General features: G+C 65.6%; 18 protein-coding genes. 15 read left to right on the forward strand and 3 right to left on the reverse strand.

From position 1 onward, the window contains the following. Positions 1-64 precede the first annotated feature (64 nt). Entirely contained in the window at positions 65-499 is a 435-nt protein-coding gene (locus ABD243_RS07100; protein WP_116768482.1) for a pyridoxamine 5'-phosphate oxidase family protein, read from the reverse strand. Positions 500-690: 191 nt separating this feature from the next. Between ABD243_RS07100 and ABD243_RS07105 the strand changes: the two genes are divergently transcribed. Both ABD243_RS07105 and ABD243_RS07110 read left to right on the forward strand, forming a co-directional pair. Beyond that, positions 691-1347 carry a DUF6318 family protein gene (locus tag ABD243_RS07105; RefSeq protein ID WP_344363717.1) on the forward strand — a complete coding sequence of 219 codons (657 nt, stop codon included), beginning with the start codon at positions 691-693 and terminating at the stop codon, positions 1345-1347. 383 nt (positions 1348-1730) lie between these two features. After that, a complete protein-coding gene (locus ABD243_RS07110) occupies positions 1731-2267 on the forward strand; it encodes a PKD domain-containing protein (RefSeq protein ID WP_344363720.1) in 537 nt (178 codons plus the stop codon). A 20-nt stretch (positions 2268-2287) separates the two neighbouring features. Here ABD243_RS07110 and ABD243_RS07115 read toward each other — a convergent pair whose 3' ends face one another. Continuing rightward, positions 2288-3625: a helix-turn-helix domain-containing protein gene (locus tag ABD243_RS07115; protein ID WP_344363723.1), complete on the reverse strand. Its 1338-nt coding sequence runs from the start codon at positions 3623-3625 to the stop codon at positions 2288-2290. 216 nt (positions 3626-3841) lie between these two features. On the opposite strand from ABD243_RS07115, the gene ABD243_RS07120 reads away from it, so the two are divergent. The 12 genes from ABD243_RS07120 (at position 3842) to ABD243_RS07175 (ending at position 17308) form a co-directional block, all read left to right on the forward strand. Continuing rightward, positions 3842-5632, forward strand: a complete 1791-nt coding sequence (locus ABD243_RS07120; protein WP_344363725.1) for an NAD(P)-binding domain-containing protein — start codon at positions 3842-3844, stop codon at positions 5630-5632. A 143-nt stretch (positions 5633-5775) separates the two neighbouring features. Then, complete coding sequence (locus tag ABD243_RS07125; protein WP_116768486.1) at positions 5776-6831, forward strand: 2,3-butanediol dehydrogenase; 1056 nt, start codon at positions 5776-5778, stop codon at positions 6829-6831. Positions 6832-6913: 82 nt separating this feature from the next. Next, entirely contained in the window at positions 6914-7984 is a 1071-nt protein-coding gene (locus ABD243_RS07130; RefSeq protein WP_344363729.1) for an alkene reductase, read from the forward strand. 697 nt (positions 7985-8681) lie between these two features. Then, positions 8682-9392, forward strand: a complete 711-nt coding sequence (locus ABD243_RS07135; protein ID WP_344363731.1) for a GntR family transcriptional regulator — start codon at positions 8682-8684, stop codon at positions 9390-9392. A 146-nt stretch (positions 9393-9538) separates the two neighbouring features. After that, positions 9539-10543, forward strand: coding sequence for a sugar phosphate isomerase/epimerase family protein (locus ABD243_RS07140; RefSeq protein ID WP_344363734.1), 1005 nt, complete (start codon positions 9539-9541; stop codon positions 10541-10543). A gap of 98 nt (positions 10544-10641) precedes the next feature. After that, a complete protein-coding gene (gene dhaL / locus ABD243_RS07145) occupies positions 10642-12408 on the forward strand; it encodes a dihydroxyacetone kinase subunit DhaL (RefSeq protein ID WP_344363736.1) in 1767 nt (588 codons plus the stop codon). Beyond that, on the forward strand, positions 12405-12887 hold the full coding sequence (locus tag ABD243_RS07150) for a ribose-5-phosphate isomerase (protein WP_344363739.1): 483 nt from the start codon (positions 12405-12407) through the stop codon (positions 12885-12887). The genes dhaL and ABD243_RS07150 overlap by 4 nt, the downstream gene beginning before the upstream one ends. 2 nt (positions 12888-12889) lie before the next feature. Further along, the gene (locus tag ABD243_RS07155; RefSeq protein ID WP_344363741.1) at positions 12890-13912 is read left to right on the forward strand and encodes a 3-hydroxyacyl-CoA dehydrogenase family protein; all 1023 of its coding nucleotides are present in this window, start codon (positions 12890-12892) and stop codon (positions 13910-13912) included. A gap of 37 nt (positions 13913-13949) precedes the next feature. Then, positions 13950-14717, forward strand: coding sequence for an SDR family NAD(P)-dependent oxidoreductase (locus ABD243_RS07160; RefSeq protein WP_344363744.1), 768 nt, complete (start codon positions 13950-13952; stop codon positions 14715-14717). 12 nt (positions 14718-14729) lie between these two features. Further along, positions 14730-14858: a hypothetical protein gene (locus ABD243_RS07165; protein ID WP_272914163.1), complete on the forward strand. Its 129-nt coding sequence runs from the start codon at positions 14730-14732 to the stop codon at positions 14856-14858. Positions 14859-14998: 140 nt separating this feature from the next. Further along, positions 14999-16348, forward strand: a complete 1350-nt coding sequence (locus ABD243_RS07170; RefSeq protein WP_344363747.1) for an MFS transporter — start codon at positions 14999-15001, stop codon at positions 16346-16348. A 102-nt stretch (positions 16349-16450) separates the two neighbouring features. Next, entirely contained in the window at positions 16451-17308 is an 858-nt protein-coding gene (locus tag ABD243_RS07175) for a triose-phosphate isomerase family protein (RefSeq protein ID WP_344363749.1), read from the forward strand. Positions 17309-17552: 244 nt separating this feature from the next. On the opposite strand, the gene ABD243_RS07180 is transcribed toward ABD243_RS07175, so the two are convergent. Continuing rightward, entirely contained in the window at positions 17553-21167 is a 3615-nt protein-coding gene (locus tag ABD243_RS07180; protein WP_344363752.1) for a TM0106 family RecB-like putative nuclease, read from the reverse strand. Between the two features lie 155 nt (positions 21168-21322). On the opposite strand from ABD243_RS07180, the gene ABD243_RS07185 reads away from it, so the two are divergent. Further along, positions 21323-21928 (forward strand): SOUL family heme-binding protein, encoded by a 606-nt coding sequence (locus ABD243_RS07185; protein WP_344363755.1) that lies wholly within the window; start codon positions 21323-21325, stop codon positions 21926-21928. The last annotated feature ends 13 nt before the right edge of the window (positions 21929-21941 follow it).

The raw sequence follows: 21941 nt of genomic DNA on the forward strand, positions 1-21941 counted from the left end.
CGACGGGCAACGAGACCCCGGCGATGCCGGACGCCGAACGGCGGCCGGGAGACGACGTCGGGCCCTAGATCTCCCGTTCAGGGTGTTCGCCGAACTGGAAGTGTCGGCCACTGACCGACGCTGGCGTAATTTCTACGTAGAAGTCCTTCAATGTTGGAACCCAGGGTTTCAGTCCGAGGGCCTCGGCTTCGGCGATATCGGCCGATTGGTCAAGAACGCGCGCGGTGCCTCGCAGGACCACAGACCACGCTTCCTCGGACAGAATGCCGTCCGTTTCGAAGAGGACCTTCGAATTGATGGTGAGCTCGGCCAGTTTGTTTCCCGGGGCGGTGCGGAGGAATAATTTCCGGCCGCTGACCGCGTAATTCACAGGGAAGATGTCGGGGTCTCCGGCCACGGTGACCACGAGCCTGCCGTGTTTTGTGCCCTCGATCAGTTTCCAGCTTTGCTCGTCGTCCAGCTTGAGGATGGGATTGCCGTCTTCGTGTTCGAACATCATGGGTTCATTGTTCTGAAACGAGCCGACGATTGCTAGGGGCTAAAGGACTGAGGGCCAGCCGTCCGGGGCGGCGAAAGCCGCGTCAATCACGCGCCTGTGGATAACTTTGTTGACCAAAATGTGACGTCGGTTACCCTTAAGCAATTGCTTGGCTTCGCGCGTCTTGATTTCTATCGGGGGAGTAGCTGACCATGACATCTCGCAGTTCGTTTTCCGGTCCCTGGCGCGCCTGCACGGTCGCCGTGGTGTCGCTCTCCCTGATGTCGGTCTCCGCTTGTACCGGAGGTGGAGCGCCACCTCCCGGATCCTCACCTTCCGACTCCCAAAGCCCGGCCGCATCGACGACTCCTAGCAACACTCCGACGCCCACGGCCGCCTACAAACCCGCCGACGCCTCGGGTAGGGCTCAGAACGTCCCTGTTCCGGTACTGCCCGAGGCAGCGAAAGCGGAAACGAAGGAAGGCGCGATCGCATTCGCAAAGCACTGGTACACGCTGTTGAACTACGCGTATCAGACGGGGGAATTCCGACTGATGGACGAGGTGACCGATTCCTCGTGCAGGTTATGCGCGAAGGTGCGCCCGGGAATTGTGGAGTGGAACTCGGAAGGACGTTGGATCGCGGGAGGGTTGGTCCAAGCGAAGGGGGCCTATACCAACTTCGTCAAGACATCCCAGGGTAGCTACCAAGTGACCACACAATTGGAGCAATCGGCGGGAACCCTGTATCGACCTGACTCAAGTGTCGAGAAGTCCGTGCCGCCCTCACAAGTGCTCGCAGATATCATGATTCTCCGCTTTTCCGACGGTCGTTGGATTGCGATGGATGTTGACCGGATCGGTGCATGAATCGCCTCCAGCGCTCAGGACCAAGGCGGTGGGGTATCAGGGCTGTATTCGCCGTTGTCGTTTGTCTTTCGCTAACCGGTGTCCCGTCGGCCAGCGCTGAGGCATCGGACGTTTTTTGGAACGAGACGGGAGTGGGCGTATGGAGATATGACTCGACGTTCGGAGTTTGGGTGGATGCGCCGGGGACTGTTCCGGAGAGCCCATTCCAATACAGGTTCGACTACCTGTGCCTGATAGACAACAACAACTTCGATCTTGCTTGTCTCGCGGCGACGGCAGAATGTAACGCTGGCCAAAACGGCCGCCCGGTTCGATGGTGGTGGAAGCTAGTTGTTGCGGGACCGAATGATTGGAGCCGCATTTCGCCCGACCGCTGTGTCTACTTGGAGAAGCCCGAAGACGTCCTGAGCAAGATCGCGGCGCAGATCCAGACTAAATTTCAGCAGCTGCCGGTCAGTCCAGGAAATGCCGTCATGCAGCCGAGTCCACACACTCTGAGAGGCGCAGAGACAAATTTCTATGCGGAAGCCGTCGAGCAAACCTTTGGCGTCGACATGCTGGGCCAGAGGGTCTCCATTGTGGCGAAACCCGTCGAATACACCTGGAACTACGGCGACGGCACGTCGCTGGGTCCGCAAACGGCGCCCGGCGGACCGCTTCCGCAGGACCGGTGGGGCGAGAAGACCCTGACGAGCCACGTCTACTCCCAGACCGGCGACTTCCCGGTGGTCCTGACAACGCATTTCCAAGGCACCTACTCCGTAAATGGAGGACCGGCGCTGCCGATTCCCGGCCAAGGACAATTCAGCTCGCCCCCGCAGACCATCAGCGTCTGGCGGTCGATCACCAGGAATTACGCGGACACGTGCCTGCAGAACCCCCAAGGCCAAGGCTGCCCCGGCGTCGCGCCGCCTCCCTGAGGCGGCACCACAGCCCGTGGCTAGGCTCGCAACTCCCGGTCTACCCGGTCCATCCGGGCGCTCACCAGCTGGCAGCGGGGATCACCCGGTCCGAGCAATGCGGCCGCGGCCGCCGCCGTTGCCGTGTCGGAGGATCCCATATCGCTTGTGCACCATTGCAGCATCAGCCCAGCATCGCCGCTGGACCGTACGGAGGCCCCCACTGCCAGGTTGAGCTCGTCGCGCATAAACCCGACCGCCAAATTGGTCGAACGGGTGAGCAGTTTCGCCGGGTAAGCCGCAAAGGCTTCGGCCACACGCCCCTCCCGCAGATGGCCGGCCACGACCGAGGCATCCGTCACGACGGTGACGGTTGGCGAGAATCGGTAGGGGTTCGCTTCCACGACATCGCCCAGGATGCTGCGGATCCGGTGCATCTCGGTCCGGATCGCCGCCCCGGTTCCCGCGTCGCCATGGATCTCGTACGCCAGTTCGTCGGCACTCCAGCCCTGGTCGCGCGAGGCCAACAGAGCCAGGATCTCGGCACGGCGCAACGTCAGCGGGCGTCTGGTGCCGCCGTCGAGCGCCGCCGATGGTGAGTCTCCCAGCAGCCGCAGCAGCAGCTGTTCCCGGGCGCCGCCGTCGCGCAGTGTCCGCTCGTCACGTAGTGCCGGCTGCCCCGGACGCCGGACGCCGCCGCCGGGAGCCGGAACCGATTTCAGCAGTTCCTCCGCAAGCCGCACCCCACACCGGACCAGCCGCAGGCTGTCCGGCGTGACCGATTCGAACGGACCGGAGACGTCCAGGACGCCGACGATTTCGCCCGTCAAAGGATCGCGAATGGGGGATGCGGTGCACGCCCACTCATGATGGGTCCGCACAAGGTGCTCGGCCGAGAAGAGCTGCGCCGGGGCGCCGGTCACCAACGCCTCGCTGATGGCGTTGGTGCCGACGCCGGACTCGGACCAGTCGGCGCCCTCGACGAACTCCAGGGAGTCCGCGAGCCGCAACGCCTGCTTACTGCCAACGCGCCACAGGACTTCGCCCTCGTGGTCAGTCACGATCAGCAAATGGCGGCCGGTCACGGTCTCATCGGCCAGCAACTGCGACAGCGCGGGCATGACAGCGGCCAGCCGGTGGCCGGCACTTAGGGAGCGCGCCTCCGAGACCTCATGCCGGTGGGGCGGCCGGTGCTGGTCCGGATTGATGCCCAATGCCAGAGACCGCTGCCAGGACTTGATGAGCGACGGCGGCAGGTGCGGATCCGGATTGCCGGAAATAGTGGCCTCGTGAGCCGCCCGGAGCGTCCGGGCGTACTCCGCCGGCGCCGAAAACCTGAGGTCTGAGGGGTGCGTGATGGAGCCATTGCCCTGCCGCATGCTCATTCTCCCAACTCGCCCTCGAATCGTCGCACCCGGCCGGTTCCCCGCCGCTTCGCCGCCGCCGTCGGCTGCTGTGAGCGCCGGACAACGGCTTGAGAGCTCCGTGTAACCCGATTGTAACCCCCTGCGACTTTTACTTGTGATGCGGGTCACTGTGTGGTCTAGGGGTCACGCAACGGGAGCGACCCACTGTCAGCAATAGAAAGAGGAATCATGCCTGAGACACCAAACGGCGTCGTCGGGGCGTGGTTGGCGCAGTTCGAAGAGGCACTGCGCAGCCACAACACGGACGCCGCACTGGAGCTTTTCGACGACGATTCGTACTGGCGCGACTTCGTCTCCTTCACCTGGAACCTCAAGACCCTCGAGGGTAAAGAGGACATTCGTCGCATGCTGGAGGCGACCCTTGACGACGTGCAGCCCAGCAACTGGGCCCTCGCCGAGGACGCCACCGGGGACGCTGCGAACGCCGAGGCCTGGGTCAATTTCGAGACCGGCCAGGCCCGCGGCTACGCCCATCTGCGTCTCCGCAACGGCAAATGCTGGACCCTGCTCACCACCATGCAGGAGCTCAAGGGCTTTGAGGAAAAGAAGGGGCCGAACCGGGAGAAGGGAGTGGCCCATCAGATCACGAAGGGCCGCAAGTCCTGGTTGGAACTGAAGGAAGAGCAAGAAGCGCGGCTCGGCTACGAAGACCAGCCCTACACCGTGATTATCGGCGGCGGCCAGGGAGGGATCGGGCTGGGTGCGAGGCTGCGCAGGCTCGGCGTGCCCACCATCATCATCGAAAAGAATGAGCGCGCGGGTGACTCGTGGCGCAACCGCTACAAGTCCCTGCACCTGCACGACCCTGTCTGGTACGACCACCTGCCCTACATGAAGTTCCCCGACGACTGGCCGGTTTTCGCGGCGAAGGACAAGATCGGCGACTGGCTCGAGAACTACACCCGGATCATGGAGCTGAATTACTGGTCCAAGACCGAGTGCACCAGCGCCCGCTTCGATGAAGCATCCCAGGAGTGGGTGGTGGAGGTGGTGCGCGACGGCGAACCGGTCACCCTGCGCCCCAAGCAACTCGTCTTCGCCCTGGGCGTCTCGGGGTACCCCAGCGTTCCCGTGTTCGACGGCGCCGAGTCCTTCCTAGGGGAGCAATACCACTCGTCCAAGCACCCGGGCGGCGGAGACTGGACCGGGAAGAAAGCCGTGGTTATCGGTTCCAACAATTCCGCGCACGATATCTGCGCGGACCTCTGGGAGCACGGCGCGGACGTCACCATGGTCCAGCGGTCTTCCACGCACATCGCCCGCAGCGAATCCCTCATGGACCTGGCGCTCGGCGGCCTGTACTCCGAACAGGCGCTCGCCAACGGCGTCACCACGGAGAAGGCCGATCTCCTGTTTGCCTCGTTGCCGTACCGGATCCTGCCCGAAGCCCAGATCCCGGTGTATGCGGAGATGGCCGAGCGCGACGCCGAGTTCTATTCCGAGCTGGAGGCTGCCGGCTTTGACCTGGACTTCGGTGTTGACGGCTCCGGATTGTTCCTGAAGTACCTCAGGCGCGGCTCCGGCTACTACATCGACGTCGGTGCCTCCCAGCTGATCATCGACGGCCGGGTCAAGCTCGCCAACGGCGAGATCGGCAAGATCACCGGGAATTCGGTCGTGATGGCCAACGGCACGGAACTGGAGGCGGACGTCATCATTTACGCCACCGGCTATGGGTCCATGAACGGCTGGCTGGCCGATCTGGTCTCGCCCGAGGTGGCCGACGCCGTCGGCAAGTGCTGGGGGTATGGATCGGAGACGCCGAAAGACCCGGGGCCGTGGGAGGGCGAACTGCGCAACATGTGGAAGCCCACGAACGTGGAGAACCTGTGGATCCACGGCGGCAATCTGCACCAGAGCCGGCACTACTCCAACTATCTGGCGCTGCAGCTCAAGGCAAGGATGGAAGGACTGCCGACGCCGGTCTTCGAGCTTCAGCCCACACACCACGCGCGCTGAATTGAACTGATTCGAACGGCCCGTGACAATCACAGACACGGCAACCAGACTGGGGTTAAGGCTCCGTTGTGAGAAACCAATGACATTCCGTGGATGCGCCTTATCGGGCGCATCCACGGCCTGGAATGCAAAGGCGATACACCATGAAAGCAGCACGATTCCACGCCCGTAAGGATCTCCGGATCGAAGATATCGCTGAGCCTGAGCTGCGTCCGGGGGCGGTGAAGATCGCGGTCGCCTGGTGCGGCATCTGCGGCACAGACCTCCACGAATTCTTGGAAGGGCCCATCTTCACCCCGCCTCCCGGCAACCCCCACGTACTTTCCCACGAGGCCGCGCCGGTCACCCTGGGGCACGAGTTTTCCGGCACGGTCGAGGAACTCGGGGAAGGGGTCAGTGGCCTGGCGGTCGGAGACAGCGTCGTCGTGGAGCCGTACTTCGTCTGCAATGAATGCGGCCCGTGCCTCAGCGGACACTACAACTTGTGCACGAAGCTGGGATTCATCGGTTTGGCGGGCGGCGGTGGCGGCTTGAGCGAGAAGGTGGTCGTCGACGCCCGGTGGGTGCACGCCGTCGGAGACATCCCTCTGGATGAGGCCGCTCTCATCGAACCCCTCGCGGTGGCGTATCACGCCGTCGGCCGCAGCGGGCTCAAGGCCGGGGACGTCGCCGTCGTCGGAGGAGCCGGACCCATCGGCCTGCTTACCGCCGCGGTCCTCAAAGGCATCGGCATCACTACGATCGTCACCGAGCTGTCGACCGCCCGCAAGGACAAAGCGGCCTCGTCCGGGGTTGCCGATCACGTTCTCGACCCGAGCTCAGTTGACGTCAAGGCGCGCGTGCTGGAACTGACCGGCGGCGCAGGGGCCAACGCGGCGTTTGAATGTGCCGGCGTGAATGCCGTGCTGGACACGATGCTCGACGTCGTCAAGCCCGCGGGCGTCGTCGTCAACGTATCGATCTGGGGGCATCCGGCCACGGTGGACATGCAGAAAGTCGTGCTGAAGGAAATCGATCTGCGCGGCACCATCGCCTACTGCGGTGATCATGCGGCCGCCATCAAGCTCGTCCAGGACGGAAAAGTCGACCTCAAACCCTTCATCACCGGAAGAATCGCCTTGGATGATCTGGTGGACCAGGGGTTCGACACGCTGATCAACCACAACGACACCGCGGTGAAAATCATCGTCCACCCGTAGTGATTCGAGTCTCATCAGGAATAGTTGCAGACGCCTCGCAGTTGCCGCCAGTGAACCCATTTCACTGTGAAAGGAATTGCGCATGCTGTTTTCCCCGATGACCCTCGGCGAGCTGGAACTGCCCAACCGTCTCGTGATGGCGCCGCTGACCCGCCTTCGCTCGGGCCGGGAAGGAATCCCGGGGCCGCTGGTTGTGGAACACTACCGCCAGCGCGCCTCGCTCGGCCTGATCGTCAGCGAGGGCACCTACCCGAGCCACGCGGGCCAGGGCTTCCCGGGCCAGCCCGGCCTGGTGACCCCGGAGCAGCTCGAGGGCTGGTCCAACGTCACCGCGGCCGTCCACGCCGAAGGCGGCCGGATTTTCGCCCAGGTCATGCACGCCGGCCGGGTCACGCACCAGGACACCAATGGTGGTCATGAAGTTGTGGCGCCCAGTGCCATCGCGATCGACGGCGAAACCCGAACCTACGCGGGCAAGCAGCCGTTCCCCGTTCCGCGCGCCCTCACCACCGAGGAACTGCCGGGCATTGTCGACGAATTCGTCACGGCGTCGCGCAAGGCGGTCGAGGCAGGGTTCGACGGCGTGGAGTTGCACTCCGCCAACGGTTACCTGCTCCACGAATTCCTCGCTCCGTCCGCTAACCAGCGCGATGACATCTACGGTGGTTCGCCCGAGAACCGCGCCCGCTTTGTCCTCGAAGTGGTCGAGGCCGTTGTTGCAGCCCTCGGCGCGGACCGGGTGGGCATCCGCATTTCGCCGGAACACAACGTCCAGGGCGCCCTCGAGCTGGATGCTGCCGATGTCCGGGAGACCTACGGCCGGCTGGTCGACAGGCTGGCTCCCCTGAAGCTCGCGTACCTCAGCGTCCTCCACAAGGAGCCCACGAGTGCACTCGTCCAGGACCTGCGCGCTCGCTTCGGCGGGACCTTCCTCGTGAACACCGGCTTTGGCGTCATCACGACCCGCGACGAGGCAGTGGCACTCGTGACCGACGGTCACGCGGACGCCGTCGTCGTCGGACGCCCGGCCATCGCGAACCCGGACCTCGCCCGCCGCTGGCGCGAAGGCCTGCCCGTCAACGAGCCCGACCCCTCCACCTTCTACGCCGCCGGCGCCGAGGGCTACACGGACTACCCGGCCTACCAGAACTAGGCAGCGACGGGGCCACCGGCTGGACATGCCCCGCCGGAGCACCCTCTCGCGGCTGGACATGTCCCTCGCCGCACGTCTTGGCCGCTGGACATGCCCAGCGTCGGCCACGAGCAGTGGACAGAATGCCATTCTGTCCACTGCTGGCATTTAACAACGAGCATGTCCCTCATTGACCAGGTCTAAGGCTGGAGATGTCCACCGCATCAGTACACCTTGGGGTTACGTCGCGCCTTGAAGCACACCCGCTGCGCACTTTGTGCACTGCGACGGACCCCCGGCTGGACATGTCCCGCCGCGTCCCTCGCGGCTGCGCATGTCCCTCGCGGCACATCATGGCCAGTGGACATGCCCAGCTTCGGCCACGAGCAGTGGACAGAATGCCATTCTGTCCGCTGCTGGCATTTAACAATGAGCATGTCCCTCGTTGAGCGGTCCTGCGGATGGACATGCTCCGCGATGACACGTGCGGCTGGACATGTCCCGCTCCGCGTCCCTGGGGCACTGGACATGTCCACTGTTACAACGCGCCAAAGGACATGTGCCTTGGCTGGTCGCGTGGCTGGGCATGTCCCGTGGTCCGTTGCCGCTGGTGCAGCCCCCGGGGAGGGGCATGTCCACTCGTGAGCAGTGCAAATGAGCATGTCCCGGAGGGAGCCTCCCCACGCACGCTTCCACCCCAGTCCTATAGGATCTGAACATGCAACTAGCTTCCACCGGCAGCGCCTCTGAGGGGCGTCCCGCGGGCCGCCCCGTCAGCCGGCAGGTCCTGGCGGACCACGTCTATGAAGAACTTCTGGCGTCGCTGATGGATGGCCGGCTGGAACCGGGTGCCGCGGTGAGCATCGACGGGACCGCCCGGGAGCTCGACGTTTCACCCACGCCCGTGCGGGAGGCGCTGGCCAGGCTGGAGCACACCGGCATGGTGCGGCGGGTCGCGCTCAAGGGTTACCGGGTTGCTCCGGTGTTCACCCAGGAAGACTTCGCCGAGCTCATGGAGGCCCGGCTTGCGATCGAGCCGGTCAACGCCCGCCTGGCGTGCGTCCGGCTGACGCCGAATCACCTCAAGGAACTGGAACAGGCGGTGGCGGACCTCAAGGACGCGCCGCGCGGGCCGTCCTTTGCCGAATTCCGCGGCTACCTCGAAGCCGACGAGCGGTTCCACCGGCTCATCGCCGAGCAGACCGGCAACCAGTTCATGGTGGCCGCCTATGCCGCCCTCGGCGGACAGATCCAGCGCTTCCGCCTGTTCGGGGGAGTAGGCATCACCGACGCCGACCACGCGATCGCCGAACACCAGGCCGTCCTGGATGCGTTGGCCTCGGGAGACCCGCAGAAGGCTGAGGCCGCCATGGCGGAGCACGTGCGCAAGGTGCGCGGCCGGGCCATTGCGGACGCGCCGGCAGACTGACCACCCAGCATTCCCGGAGATCCCTTCACGCGAACGAAGAATGCCTATAGGATCTTCGATTGTTGCCAATGACCCCGATGTGACCTTGACAACACCCTTTCGATAGTAAATCCTATAGGAAACAGGATTCCACGAAGGAGTGACCCATGGCTTACACCGCCGAAAACTGGCCCATCACCGCGGCGCTGCTGCAGTTCCCCGGCACCGACGCCCAGGGCACCCCCATCAACGACGCCCCGGCATCCGCCTGGGCCGACGTCCTGCAGGAAGTCAAGGACGCCGGCTTTGCCAACGCGGACCTCACGGACAGCTGGGTCCGTCCCGGCGACCTCAGCGCCGCCCGGCTTGCCGAGTTCAAGCAGACCGCGGACAACGTCGGCATCGGCATCCCTGTCATTTCAGCCATCCGCCGCAGCGTCATCGAGGCTGGCAACTGGGAAGCCAACCTCGCCTACAGCCACCGCACCATCGACGCCGCCGCCGAACTCGGCTGCGAAGTGGTGTCCTTCGGACTGCACCAGGCCATCACCGCCGAGCAGCAGAAACAGCTCTGGTTCTGGACCGTCGAAGGCCACAAAGACCCGGTTGGGGACAAAGAAGTCTGGAACAACGCCGTCACCCGGCTCCGGGAACTGGGGCGGCACGCGGCCGACGTCGGCGTCCTGCTCTCGCTCGAAATGTACGAGGACACTTATCTCGGTACCGCGGATTCGTCCGTCCAGTTGGTCCAGGACATTGGACTGGCCAACGTCGGCCTCAACCCGGACCTTGGCAACCTCATCCGGCTCCACCGGCCGATCGAGGACTGGCGCGAGATGGTCGCAAAGACCCTCCCGTACTCCAACTACTGGCACATGAAGAACTACATCCGCGACGAGGACGTCGCCCGGAACACTTACGTCGCGATGCCGGCCCCGATGGAAAGCGGCCTCATCAATTACCGCGAGGCATTCAAGGTGGCGCTCTCGGTCGGCTTCCAAGGAATCCTCTGCACCGAGCACTACGGCGGCGACGGCCTCAGCGTCACGGCCAGCAACCAGGACTACCTCCGCCGCCAGGTCTTGCCGAAGACCGACGGCTACGCCCTCGGCCAGAGCCAGGTGGCCCAAGGACGGCAGCAGCCCGCGACGGCGGAACTTTCCAGCGTCTGACCCGGCGCCTGGTGCGGCCGTCTAGCCGATTGGGGGCGGCCGCACCACCCCGTTTCACCCCAGATCCACTTCTCCAACACGGATTCAATGAGGAAACCATGACCCAGATCTTCGACAACCCCGCTGACTTTGCGGATGAGGCACTGGACGGCTTCGTGGCAGCCAACCGCGGTTACGTGGCCCGTGTCGACGGCGGCGTCGTCCGCTCCACCGAGGTCCCGGCCGGGCAGGTCGCCCTGGTGGTCGGCGGTGGCTCCGGGCACTACCCGGCGTTCGCCGGCCTCGTCGGCCCGGGACTGGCCACCGCCTCGGCCTGCGGCAACATGTTCGCCTCGCCCGCGGCCGGCCAGGTCTACCGGGTAGCCAAGGTGGCCAACGCCGGTGGCGGCGTGCTGCTGAGCTACGGCAACTACGCCGGTGACGTCCTGCACTTCGGCCAGGCCCAGCTGCGGCTCAATGCCGAAGGCATCGAGACCCGCACCGTCCTGGTCACCGACGATATCGCCAGTGCCCCGCTGGACCAGATCGAGAAGCGCCGCGGCATCGCCGGGGACCTGACAGTCTTCAAGATCGCCGGCGCCGCCGCGGAGGCGGGACTGAACCTGGACGACGTCGAGCGTCTGGCCATCCGCACCAACTACCGCACCCGCTCCCTCGGCGTGGCCTTCGACGGCTGCACCCTGCCCGGGGCGGAGGCGCCGCTGTTCTCTGTCCCTCCGGGGCACATGTCCCTCGGCCTGGGCATCCACGGCGAACCCGGCATCTCCGATCACCCCATGCCCACCGCCTCTGAACTGGCCGACCTCCTCGTCAGCAAGCTCCTGGCCGACAAACCGGACGACGCCGGCACCCGTGTGGTGGCGATCGTCAACGGCCTGGGCACCGTCAAGTACGACGAACTCTTCCTGCTCTACGGCAAGATCGAGAAACTCCTCACCGCCGCCGGGCTCACTGTGGTGGAGCCCGAATGCGGCGAACTCGTCACCAGTCTGGACATGTCCGGACTCTCCCTGACCCTGCTGTGGCTGGACGAGGAACTCGAGCAGTACTGGGCCGCCCCGGCCGACACTCCGGCGTTCCGCAAGGGCAACCTGGCGTCCCGGGCCCGCCGCGAACTCGCCGGGCCGGAAGCCGAGGAGGCCGCCGACGTCGAGCGCCCCACCCCGGCGGCGGCAGCCCTCGGGCGGCTGGCCGTAGAGCTCCTCGGGCAGGTGCGCGACGTCGTCGTCGAGCATGAAGAAGAACTGGGCCGGCTGGACGCCATCGCCGGCGACGGCGACCACGGGATCGGTATGCGCCGCGGCGTCGATGCGGCCGTCGCGGCGGCCCGGCAGGCAGCCGCGAACGACGGCGGTGCATCAGTTGCGCGGATCCTGACCGTTGCGGGGGAGGCCTGGAGCGAACGCGCCGGCGGGACCTCCGGCGCCCTCTGGGGCTCCGCGGTCATCGCGGCCGGGCTGGCTCTGGGCAACCGGGACAGCTACAGCGGCGAGGACGCGGCGGCCGCGGTCACCGCCTTCACCGACGCCATCACCGCTCTCGGCAAGGCCGAGCCCGGGGACAAGACCATGGTGGACGCCCTGCTGCCGTTCCGGGATGCCTTCCTCACCGCGTTCGACGCCGGCACCCCAGTGGCTGCCTCGCTCGCCGCAGCGGCGGCCTCCGCCACGGCCGCCGCAGACCGGACCGCCGAGCTGCGCCCGCTCAAAGGCCGGGCCCGCCCGCTTGCCGAAAAGAGCCTCGGCCACCCCGACCCCGGCGCGGTGTCCTTCGCCCTCATCGCGACGCGGATCTCTGCACACATTTCCCCTACCGGAACCCGGCTCGTCAACCCCGAGCCGGCGGAACAAGGAGCACAAGCATGAGCGCAGCAACAGGCTGGCGCGTGGTCATCGGCAACGATGAGGCCGGCGTCGAATACAAGAACGCGCTGAAGGCGCTGCTCGAAGCGGATCCCCGGGTGGCGTCCGTCCAGGACGTGGGAGTCGGCGCCAACGACTCCACCGCCTACCCGCACGTGGCCGTCGATGCGGCCCGGAAAGTCGCCGACGGCGACGCCGACCGGGCGCTGCTGATCTGCGGCACCGGCCTCGGCGTGGCGATCGCGGCCAACAAGGTCCCTGGCATCCGGGCCGTCACCGCCCACGACGCCTACTCCGTGGAGCGCTCGGTCCTGAGCAACAACGCCCAGGTCCTCACCCTCGGCCAGCGCGTCATCGGCCTGGAACTCGCCAAGAAGCTCGTGAGTGAATGGCTGGGCCACCACTTCGACGAAAACTCCTCCTCCGCCGCCAAGGTGGACGCCATCTGCTCTTACGAGCCCGACTACACGAAGGCAGTCTGACCATGACCGAATCAACAACCAACGCCCCGGCTCCTGAAACGAGCACAGCACCGGACACCGCAGGCGCCATCAACGCCGCCCGCAAGATCGCCGTCGTCGGCTCCGGCTACATGGGCGGCGGGATCGCGCAGGTGCTGGCCCTCGGCGGCGCGCGCGTCGCGCTGGCTGACGTGTCCGCCGAAGTGGCGCAGAAGAACTACGAGCGGTTGCTGACGGAATCGGACGAATTCGTTGCCGCCGGGCTGTTCCCGCAAGGCTCCACGGAGCTCCTAAAGGAAAACCTGTGGCCCGCCAAGGACATTGAGGAAGCCGTGGCCGACGCCGACTTCATCGAAGAAGCCGTCCCCGAGGTCATCGCGATCAAGCACCAGACCCTGGCCCGGATCAGCGCCGCCGCCCGCCCGGACGCCATCATCGGATCCAACACCTCCACGATCTCCATCGCGGACCTGTCCGAGCCCGTCACCAACCCGGAACGGTTCCTGGGCGTGCACTTCTCCAACCCCTCGCCGTTCATCCCCGGCGTCGAAATCATCCCTCACGCCGGCACCTCGGCGGCCACGGTCGGCGCCGTCCGCGACCTCGTGCACGCCGCCGGGAAGCAGACCGCCGTCGTCAAGGACGTGACCGGATTCGTGCTCAACCGGCTCCAGTACGCGCTGTTCCACGAGGCAGCGCAGTTGGTGGAGCAGGAGATCGCGACCGCGGAAGACATCGACACCCTGGTCCGCACCACTTTCGGCTTCCGGCTGCCGTTCTTCGGACCGTTCGCCATCGCCGACATGGCCGGACTGGACGTCTATAACTTCTGCTACAAGTCCCTTCAGACCGACTTCCCCGAACGCTTTGCGACGCCGCAGATCCTCACCGATCTGGTGGAGGCAGGCAAGCTGGGCACCAAGTCCGGCGCCGGATTCCTCAACGTGCCGGCCGAGCGCACACCGGAGCTGATCGCGTACCGGAACAAGGCGTACGTGGCGATGCAGCAGCTCCTGGAGGACCTTGGTCCCGCCCCGATCAACTGAACCTACTTCTTCTTTCGCACTTTTCAGGAGCAATCCCATGAGCATTTTCCCCGCCGAACGCACGGCAATCGTCACCGGCGCCGTATCCGAGCGCGGCATCGGCCGCGCCACCGCCACCTACCTCGCGGCGCAGGGCTGGAACGTCGGCATCATTGACCTCGACGACGCCCGGTGCAAGGCAACGGCCAAGGAACTGGCCGCGGAGCACGGCGTCAAGGCCTACGGCGCGGGCGCCAACGTCTGCGACGAGGCATCCGTCCGTGCCGCCATCGACGAGATCGAGGCCGAGTTGCCCCAGATTGTGGCACTCGCCAACGTGGCCGGCGTCAGCTCGCCGGTCCCGTACCTGGAACTTGACGCCGCCGAATGGGACCGGGTGCTCGGCATCAACCTCAACGGTGTCCACTACGCCACCCGCCGCGTGGCCGAATCCATGGTCAAGAACGGAATCGGGCGGATCGTCAACATCTCCTCGGTCTCAGCCCAGCGCGGCGGCGGGACCTACTCCAAGACGCCCTACTCGGTGGCCAAAGCCGGCGTGATCGGCCTGACCCGGTCCACCGCACGGGAACTGGGCCCCTACGACATCACCGTCAACGCCATCTCCCCAGGCCCCATCGACACCGACATCATGGGCGGCACGCTCAGCGAGGAACGCAAAGACGAACTCACCAAAGACCTCGTGGTCAACCGCGTCGGTTCCACCCGGGATATCGCGGCCGCCATCGCCTTCCTCATCAGCGAGGACGCCGGCTACATCTCCGGGCAGACGCTGAATGTGGATGGCGGACTCTACATGCACTAAGGAAGTAGTCCCGTGGCACACCACAGCAAGACTGCCGCTCCCGCCGGATTCGCGAGCTGGAGCAAAGGACGGAAGATCTATCTCGCCGTCGGGATCCTGGCCTGCGTGGCCGGAATCCTGATGATGGCCTTATCCCGTTAGCCGGCGCTTCGCCCGCTCGCTTCACCCATCTGCTTTGCACCTCTGCCTTACACCTCTGCGTCTCCACCCGTTCCATCTGCTCGTTCGACCTGTTCTACCTTCCTGATCTACTCAACTGATTCACTCAATGAGGAGTTTTGATGTCCGTAGCAACAACCTCCACCAGGGATCTCCTGGAGACACCGGTCCTGAAGTCGGCCATCTCCAAGGCGTCCCGGCGGCTCATGCCGATGCTCGTCATCCTGTACGTGGTGGCGTTCCTGGACCGCACCAACGTGGGCTTTTCCGAGGCGGCCCTCGGAGTGGACAAGGGCATTAGCGCTGGCGCCTTCGCCTTGGGCGCCGGGATCTTCTTTATCGGCTACGCCTTGTTCGAAATTCCGAGCAACCTGCTCCTGACCAAGTTCGGGGCCAAGGTGTGGCTGGCCCGCATCGCCATCACCTGGGGCATCGTCTCCGCCTGTTTCGCGTTCGTGCAGGGCGAGACGTCCTTCATCATCCTGCGCTTCCTGCTGGGTGTGACCGAGGCCGGCCTGTTCCCGGGTGTCATCATGTTCCTGGCCGCGTGGTTCCCCAACAAAGTCCGGGTCAAGATGTTCGCGATCTTCTACCTCGCGCAGCCCTTTTCCCAGATGATGGGCGCACCGCTGTCCGGCTGGCTCATCAACATCGGCGACCAGGTCCCCGGCGTCCAGGGCTGGCAGGTCATGTTCTTCGTCGAAGGCATGCTGGCCGTCCTGGCCGGTGTCGCGGCGTACTTCTTCCTCATCAACAGCCCGCAGGACGCCAAGTTCCTGGAGAAGGACGAGAAGAAGGCGCTCCTGGACGTCATGGCCTTGGAGGACGGCGTCAAGGAAGAGACCGGCCCGCGCGGTGTGCTGGCTGCCATGAAGAACGGCAAGGTCTGGTACTTCACGGTCATCTACTTCTGCCTGCAGGTCGCCGTCTACGGCGTCACCTTCTACCTGCCGCAACAGGTGGCGCAACTGACCGGGCAAAAGGTGGGCCTCGCCGTCGGACTCATGGCGGCAATCCCGTGGTCCTTCGGCATCTTCGCTTGCTACTTCATCGGCAAGGCAGCCAATACGGTGATCCGCCGCAGGGTCTGGGGCACCGGACTCTTCATCTCCACCGGTCTATGCATCTTCGGCTCGGCTTGGGCCGGTGCCAACCACATTCCGGCCCTCGGCATCGTCTTCATCAGCCTGGCCGTCTGCAGCTTCCTGTCCATCGGTCCCATCGCATGGTCCTACCCCACGGCGTTCCTGACCGGAACGGCTGCAGCCGCAGGCATTGGCCTGATCAACTCGCTGGGCAACCTGGGCGGCTTCGTCGCCCCGATCCTGCGGACGTCCGTCAACCAGATCACGGCATCCGACACCGGAACCATGGGTGTCTACGCACTGGGCGTGCTGCCGTTCCTGGCCGCGGCCATGATGTTCGCAACCAAGAGATTCCGGAACAAGGCCGACGAGCTGTTGGAGCAGTAACCGGCTTCGACGTCGAAGCCCCAAGACCGCAGTCCGAGGCCCAGCCCGTGAGGCCGCAGCTCCCAGGACCGCAGTCCCTGGACCCAGCAGAAAGCACCCGCAATGCAGCAGACTTCCAGCCGCCAGGCTTCCCGCCAGAGCATTCTGGTGGGCGTCAGCACCAAGATGTACCTGGGCTACCGGGACAGCCTGGCGTGGCTGGAGCAGTTGCGGAAAGAAGTGGACGCCCGTCCGGCCCTCGCGGCCGGGCGGGTTGTCCCGTTTGTAATTCCGTCCTTCCCCGTCCTGCCCGCGGCAGCCCGGCTACTAGAGGGGTCGCCGCTGATGCTCGGGGCGCAGAACTGTGGCTGGGCCGACGGCCCGTGGACCGGGGAAGTGGCTCCGTCCATGCTCGCGGAGCTGGGCGTCCGCCTCGTGGAAATCGGCCACGCCGAACGACGCCGGCACTTCGGCGAAGACGACGCCATGGTGGCCCTCAAGACTCGGGCAGCCGACGACGCCGGGCTTACGCCCTTGCTGTGCGTGGGGGAGACCGAGGCCGGGGAGTCGGCTGCCGCGGCGGACCATGTGTACCGCCAGATCGCATCGGCCGTCGACGGCGACTGGAACCGCGCCGGCCGTTTGGTGGTGGCCTACGAACCGGTCTGGGCCATCGGCGCGGCCGAGCCAGCGGCCGCGGCCTACGTGTCCGACGTCGTCCGCGGGCTCCGCGGGCGCCTGGCCACGGCCGGGGTGCCCGGGCTTCCGATCATCTACGGCGGTTCGGCCAAGCCCGGTATGCTGCCGATGCTCGAGGGTGTCTCCGGCCTGTTCCTGGGCCGCTTCGCGCACAACCCCGCTAACTTCGGGCGCGTCCTCGACGAGGCACTGCTGCTCGCGGGCGCCCGCGGGACATGTCCAGCCCTGACCGCGAGCGATGGACATGATGCCTTGATGTCCCTTGGTCACGACAAAGAATGAGCATGTTCCTTGGGGTCACGCGTGAACAATGAGCATGTCCCGTGTTGTAGCTGCCTGTGAATGAGCATGTCCCATGCTGTAACAGCCTGTGATTGGGCATGTTCTCCGACATGGCTAGCGAAGCGTGAGCATGTCCAGCCCTGACCGCGAGCGATGGACATGATGCCCTGATGTCCCTTGGCCAAGGCAAAGAATGAGCATGTCCTCGAAATGACGAGTGAACAATGAGCATGTTCCCTTGGAGCTAGGCGCGGACTGACCTTTGGCACAGGCCGATGAACCGACCCAGCTGTTCCAGGCCCTCGGGATGTGTGGGGAGATAGTTGGTCAACTCCGGCGCGCGGACAATGACCGCACGCCACTGCCCGCGGGACACCGCCACGTTGATCCGGTTGGTCGAGAGCAGGAACTCCATTCCCCGGGGCGCCTCCGCCACTGCCGAACACGCCATGGACACGATCACCACGGCGGCTTCCTGACCCTGGAACTTGTCCACGGTTCCCACCTTCACACGCAGCAGCCCGGCAGCATTGAGGGCCTCGCGGATCAGGTTGACCTGCGCGTTGTAGGCCGCCACCACGAGGACGTCGGATTCAGCCAACGGCCGGGTGCCGTCCTCCGTGTGCCAACCGCGGCCCACATGCCGCTGCACCTGCCGGACCACTTCGTCAGCCTCCTCGCGCGAGGACGTGACGTTACCCTGGTGCTCGACCATCACCGTTTCGATACCCGCGGCAACACCGTCCAGGCGCCGGGCGTCGGCGGCCGGTGCCGAGACGAGCCGTCCCTCGTAGGAGAGTTCGGACACGGCCCGGCACAACGGCGACGTCATCCGCCACGAGTCCGCAAGGAAGTATCCGAGTTCGGGCGGCAGGGTGGCGTGACCGGCGGAGATCCAGCCGAGGGCCGAATCGTCGACCGGCTCAGGGTGTGAACCCTGGCTGACCTGGGGAAGCTGCTGCGGGTCGCCGAGCAGCAGGAGACGGCTGCTGGCCTGCGCCACGGCGAGGGTATTGGCCAGCGAGAACTGACCGGCCTCATCGATCACCAGCAGATCGAGCGAGCCGCGCGGCACGGTGGCCCCGGTCATCGTCCACGCGGTGCCTCCGATGAGGGCGCCGCCGGGGGACTCGAGCAGCCGTGCCACATCCTGGGCGGAACGCTGGTTCCAGGGCAGCGGATCCCGGTGCTTGACGTCTTTCGCGACCCGGGCGGGATCGACGCCGGCCTTCGTGACTGCGGTCCGCAACAGATTTTCGACCACCGCATGCGACTGGCCGACGACGCCAACCTTCCACCCGCGGGAGACGAGCCGGGCGATCACATGCGATCCCACATGGGTCTTGCCCGTCCCCGGGGGCCCCTGGACCGCCACGTATGAATGGTCCAGGGCCGCGATGGCCTCCGTGATGGCGTCAACGAAGCGTTCCGGGCCCTGTCCAGGCACCGGCAGGGGCGCCCCCGAGGCAAGCCGCGGACGCACTCTGCGCACGAGGTCGAGGGCTGGATGCTTCCCGAACCGGCTGGCTCCGGACCGGGAAGCGCGCAAACCCGCCGCGACGTCGTCGGCCAGCGCCGCCAGCGCTTCCTCGAGATTCTTGGTGGCGATGGGCTGGTCTTCGGTCAGCGCCATCGGCAGTTGGGCGTACGGCTCGATGTTCCTCTTGAGCTTGTCCCGGATGATGACCGTGTCCCGGCCGTCTTCCTCGCCAAGTTCCAGAACTTCGGTGCCGAACCAGCCGTTCCGGCCGGTCCCGTTGATGCCAGTGCCTGCGAGTCCCGCGGGGAGCGGGGGCTCGTACATGCGGAACCAGATGCTGCCTTCACGCAGATCCGAGCCGGCGGTCACGGTACCGATCAGCTTCACCCTGCGTTCGGGCAGCTTGGTCCCGTCCCTCCACCAGTCCTCGAGGGCCACAGCGTCCTCGACCAGGAACACGTTGCGGTCCTGCGGGTGGCGCGCGTCCGGTCCGTTCTCGCACCGGTCGAAGTGCGCCCACCAGAACGCCTTGCGTTCGCGACGGTGGTAGCTCACGGCCGCGGCGAGGATGGCGACCGCTTGTCGATCCGCGTCCGGCAGCCCCGAATCTGGCTCGAGGAACTCGGCCAGGGCAAGCTCAGCGGGTCCGAGGCCGGCATCTGCCTCGGCGTGATCGGCGGGGGCGCGAAGTTCGGCCGGGACCGCTTCCGCTCCGGTACCCGGTCCGATCCCGCGCTCCCGGGCCAAGCCCAAGAGCCAGTTCCGCAGCTCCAGCGTGGAGAGGCAGTCGTATTCGTTGTAGTCGGAGATCCCGGAGAGGATTCTGGCTGCCTCCTCGGGCTGATCGGAGTCGCGGGCCTCGCAGTACTGGGCGTAGGCAACAACCGAGGCTCCGGCGTCTTTCACGTCCCCCGAGCGCAGGTTTGTCCCCATATACAGCGGCTCAAGCTTCTTGATGCTGTAGGAGTTCTCGGAAATCCGGATGCTGTTCCGGACGGTCTGGTAGAGGTCCACCAAAAGCCCCTCACGCAGCCAGCGGTCGACGGTGTCCTCGCCGGCCACGTGCATCACGGAGAGCTTGCGGAGGGCCGTCTTCTCATAGGCGGCATAGTGGTAGACGTGCATATCCGGGTACGTCTGCCGGCGTTGCTCCACATAGTCAAGGAAATCCAGGAACGCCTGCTTCTCGGCCTCCCGGCTGTGCGCCCAGAAGGGCCGGAAAACCCCGGGGACGCCGGGCTGCGTCGGTGCTTCGATGACGCCGAACAGGTACTCCAGCCCCCAGACCCCCGTGGCGCTTTCCTGCCAGAGAGGGTCGCCCTCAAAATCGAAAAAGATGTCGCCCTCGCAGGGCGACGGCAGTTCCGCCAGCGCTTTTTCCGGAAGCACCGCAAAGCGGATGATGTGCTCTTCGCCGTCCTTGACGTACCGGACTTCCCCGTCGTAGGCGCCAACGCCGCTTTGCATTCGGGCCTGGTCCTGCAGGCGACGCAGCGCGCTGTTCGCCCCGGGAAGGTGTGCCTCGGCGAGGTCCTTGACCGTAAAGATTTTCCGTTCGTGCAGTGCCTTGCGCTGCGCGGAGTTCATCCGCGCCACGAGGAGGAGATCATCGGTGGCCTTGACCATCTCCTGGCAGTAATCGCACCGGCCGCAGGCGGTCAGCCCGGGCGCACCCCATTGCGCGGTGTTGGGCTGTGCCATGTGCGTAGAAGTCAGGGTGAGGAAGCGCTCGCGCCTCTCTAGGAACACCGGCAGGATGTCCGGCAAGTTGTGGTGGCTGCGGAGGTAGTCGAAGCCGCCGCCCGGGAGCGGGACGGTGGCGCCGAGAACCAGGGTGACTGCCGGATCCGGTGCGATGCCGGCCTTCAGGAGCTGGTCCCCATAGGCGGCAAGTTGAAGCAGTGCCGTCACCTTTGCGTGGCGCGCCAGCTTGGTGTCGAACACGGCGTAGCTTCCGTCCGGCTGCCGCACCAGGAAGTCGGAGCGGCCATGGAACTGGCCGTCGAAGAAGGCTGCTTGGAAGACGACGTCGGCGCCCGCCCGCAGTGCCTCGATGGACTCGGCGTGCTTGGCCGCCAAGGTGGCGCGATCCATGCTGTCGGCAGGAGCGACGTCGTACACGCCGCGTCCGGTGGCCGGATCCCAGGGGCCGAACTCTTCGACGAAATCCGCGAGGACCCTGCGCTCGTGGACGTCGCCCAGCTTGGCGGCGTGTTCGAGCATCTCGTCGACGCCGAAGTCCGGTTTGGGGGAGCGGCCCAGCTTCTCGTCGAGCTTGCGGAGCAGTTGGTACTCGCAGCTGGCAGCCACCACAAGGTCGCTCGCGGAGTAGACCAGATCCGGTGATGATCCCGGCACTTCAGGTTCAAGGAAAAACACTGTGCCCCCGTTGTTGCTGGAATGAGCCGGGTCCGGCCTTCTGTTGTTCAAGGTATCAAAGCCCTCTGACAATCACGCCGGAACCAAAAACCACGAACCAGGGGAGCAGTCCGGATCTGGTTCCTGTCGCCGGTTCGGCGTAGGGTCTGAGAACTATGACTGAACAGCAACCCTATGAGCTGGTCCGGCGATACGCGCACTTCGAGTTGCGCCGCTATCCCGCGCATGTTGTGGCCGAAATACAGGTCAACGCAACCTTTGACCGGGCCGGGAATGCCGCCTTCCGGCACCTGTTCAACTACATCACCGGCAGCAATACGGCCCAACAGAAGCTGGCGATGACGGCACCGGTGATCCAGGAGCTCGGTCCTTCGCAGAAGCTGGCGATGACCGCCCCGGTGCTGCAGAGTGGTCCGCTGCCGGGAAGCAAAGATCCTGCTGATTTTGTGGTGGCCTTTGTGCTCCCCGCCGGGTTGACGGCGGAGGCCGCCCCGGTCCCGGCGAACCCCGATGTCAAGGTGCGGGCCATTCCCGGGTCCCTGGCAGCTGCTCTTCGGTTCACGGGCAGCGGGTCGGAAGCCGCCTTTGAACGGCACAACACTGGCCTCCAGGCAGCACTGGTGGTCGCCGGGCTGACGGCCGTGGGCCCGCCACGGTTTGCCCGCTTTGATCCGCCCTTCAAACCGTGGCTCCTGCGCCACAACGAGGTTGTTCAGGACGTGCAGGAGCCTGTTACTCCGCTGGCCGAATCGGGCCGCTGACCCGGGTAGGGCA

Source organism: Arthrobacter humicola (genome assembly GCF_039531445.1).
Taxonomy (GTDB): Bacteria; Actinomycetota; Actinomycetes; order Actinomycetales; family Micrococcaceae; genus Arthrobacter; species Arthrobacter humicola.